3 protein-coding genes are annotated in these 2,567 nt (G+C 70.9%); 2 read left to right on the forward strand and 1 reads right to left on the reverse strand.

Features of this window, described 5'->3' with window-relative positions; genetic code table 11:
* Positions 1–196: 196 nt before the first annotated feature.
* On the reverse strand, positions 197–841 hold the full coding sequence (locus ABZ281_RS45635; RefSeq protein WP_356664308.1) for an HNH endonuclease family protein: 645 nt from the start codon (positions 839–841) through the stop codon (positions 197–199).
* Positions 842–1,233: 392 nt separating this feature from the next.
* Between ABZ281_RS45635 and ABZ281_RS45640 the strand changes: the two genes are divergently transcribed.
* Positions 1,234–1,815 carry a TMEM165/GDT1 family protein gene (locus tag ABZ281_RS45640; RefSeq protein WP_356664310.1) on the forward strand — a complete coding sequence of 194 codons (582 nt, stop codon included), beginning with the start codon at positions 1,234–1,236 and terminating at the stop codon, positions 1,813–1,815.
* Positions 1,816–2,022: 207 nt separating this feature from the next.
* Positions 2,023–2,567 (forward strand): HAD-IA family hydrolase (locus ABZ281_RS45645; protein WP_356664312.1); only part of this gene is annotated, 545 nt, incomplete at its 3' end.

A 2,567-nucleotide genomic window follows, 5' to 3' on the forward strand; every position in this document is an offset into this window, starting at 1 on the left:
CGCCGGCGCCGTCGGCGCAGCGCACCTCGGCGGTGCACGGACGGCTCGTCTCGACCCACACGGTCGCGGACGAGCCGTCGGTGTACCTCAGCAGCGGTCCGAGGCGCAGTGCGCTCATGTCGTTCCCCTCTCCGTCGCCCCGTACGGTACGGAACGACGGAGGCCGGCGGGGAGCTCCCGACACCAATTCAGCGTGTCAGCAGCCGGCGAGGTAGTTCTGCAGCGCGGACTTCTCGGCCGAGTCGACCGAGAGGTCGTAGTAGTACTTCACCTGCACCCAGGCGCGGACGTAGGTGCAGCGGTACGTCGTCCGGGACGGCATCCAGGTGGCCGGGTCCTGGTCGCCCTTGGACTGGTTGACGTTGTCGGTGACCGCGATGAGCTGCGGGCGGGTCAGGTCGTTGGCGAACGACTGGCGGCGGGACGTCGTCCAGGAGCCGGCGCCGGAGTCCCAGGCCTCGGCCAGCGGGACCAGGTGGTCGATGTCCAGGTCGGAGGCGGCGGTCCAGGTGGCGCCGTCGTAGGGCGAGTACCAGCTGCCGCTGGTGGCGGCGCAGGAGGAGTTCTGCTGGACGTTCGTGCCGTCGCGCTTGAGGACGACCTCGCGGGTGTTGCAGGTGCCGGACTGGGTGATCCAGTGCGGGAACAGGTCGCGGTCGTAGCCGGTGCGGTTCTCGGTGGCCACGGTGAGGGTGGCGAGGTAGGAGCGGGCGGTGGCGGCGCTCACGGGGGTGGGGAGGGCGGCGGAGGCCGTGGGGGCGTTGAAGAGGCCCACGGAGGATATGAGCGCGGTTGCCGCCGCGGCCAAGCTCAGCCGTCGACGCGCGTAGAACCTGGGCATGCGAACTCCCTGGGGAGGTGGGGGTGTTGGCTTGCGAGCGAGGGCAATGCTCGCGGTGCCGTGTTGCGCACAGGTGTGCGCCCGGTGAGAAGTTAGTGACGAGGCCATGACATGACAAGGTGGTAGGCGGAACTTTTCACTTCGGGCACGTCCCGTACGATGGGCGGCGCAGAAGGGGAGTAGCTCTTCGCCGGACCGTCGACATACTGCTCAGCCCGCCTGAGCCGGCGCCCGGAGGCCGGTCCCTTCCCAGGACCTGCCAGCGAGACCTTCGGCAAAGCAGTGCACACCCGTGCCCCCCGGCACGGGTTCCGAGTGCGCTGCCGTGCCGAGGTGTCGTGTGCGAAGGTCCAGCACTCTCGGTGGGGCAGCCCCGACCGATTGAGGAACCCTTGATCAGCCTGACCGTGACGGCCGTCGTCTTCGGCGTCGTCTTCCTCGCGGAACTGCCGGACAAGACCGCCCTGGCCGGCCTCGTCCTCGGCACCCGCTACCGCGCCTCCTACGTCTTCGCCGGTGTCGCCGCCGCCTTCGCGCTGCACGTCGCGCTCGCCGTCGCGGCCGGCAGTGTGCTGACGCTGTTGCCGCAGCAGATCGTGCAGGCCCTCACGGGCGTGCTGTTCCTGGGCGGGGCCGCGGTTCTGCTGCTCAAGAAGGGCGAGGACGAGGAGGAGGTCCGCAAGCCGGAGAACCAGTCCTTCTGGAAGGTCTCGGGCGCCGGTTTCATGCTCATCCTGGTCGCCGAATTCGGTGATCTGACCCAGATCATGACCGCGAACCTGGCCGCCCGCTACGACGACCCGCTCTCCGTCGGCCTGGGCGCGGTGCTCGCGCTGTGGGCCGTGGCGGGACTCGGCATCGTCGGCGGCAGGGCGCTGATGAAGAAGGTGCCGCTGCGGCTGATCACGCAGATCGCGGCGCTGGTCATGCTGGGGCTCGGGCTGTGGAGCCTGTGGGAGGCCGTGACCGGCTGAACCGGGCGGGCTGAACAGTGGATGAACGTCCGCGGGGCCCCCTGGCGCGAAGGCGGCCTTGTTTTGTACCGTGGGGGAACAAAGTGGCCTCCGCCCGTTTTCCCTGACCGGCGGGCGGGGCCGCCTTGTCTCCCCGGGGCGTGCCGGTCGCGATCCGTCGTCCGCCCCCTCCCGCGCTGGAACGCGCCCCGAGCCTTGGAGCTGCCGATGACGGCCACCGCCGTGCTCACCGCCCGCGCCCTCCTGCTGGACATGGACGGCACCCTCGTCAACTCGGACGCCTCGGTCGAACGCGTCTGGCGGCGCTGGGCCGAGCGTCACGCGCTCGACGGGGACGAGGTCATGAAGGTCGTCCACGGTCGGCAGGGCTACGCCTCCATGGCGCTGCTGCTGCCCGAGCGGCCGATGGAGCAGAACCACGCCGACAACGCCCGGATGCTCGCCGACGAGACGGCCGACACCGGCGGTGTCGTCGCGATCCCGGGGGCGCCGGAGTTCCTGGCCTCGCTGCGGGGGCTGCCGCACGCACTGGTGACCTCCGCCGATGTGCCGCTCTCGACGGCGCGGATGGCGGCGGCCGGTCTGGACCTGCCCGAGGTGCGGGTGACGGCGGAGTCCGTCGGGGCGAGCAAGCCCGACCCGGAGGGCTTCCTGAAGGGCGCCGCCGAGCTGGGGATCGCCCCCGCGGACTGTGTGGTGTTCGAGGACTCCGGAGCCGGGATAGCGGCCGGGCGCGCCGCCGGGATGACGGT

Origin of the sequence: Streptomyces sp. NPDC006265 (assembly GCF_040613555.1) — a bacterium.
GTDB lineage: Bacteria > Actinomycetota > Actinomycetes > Streptomycetales > Streptomycetaceae > Streptomyces.

What these genes read in the sequence shown, in the direction of transcription:
- ABZ281_RS45635 (WP_356664308.1), bottom strand. Translation starts at nt 841, where the DNA reads ATGCCCAGGTTCTACGCGCGTCGACGGCTGAGCTTGGCCGCGGCGGCA.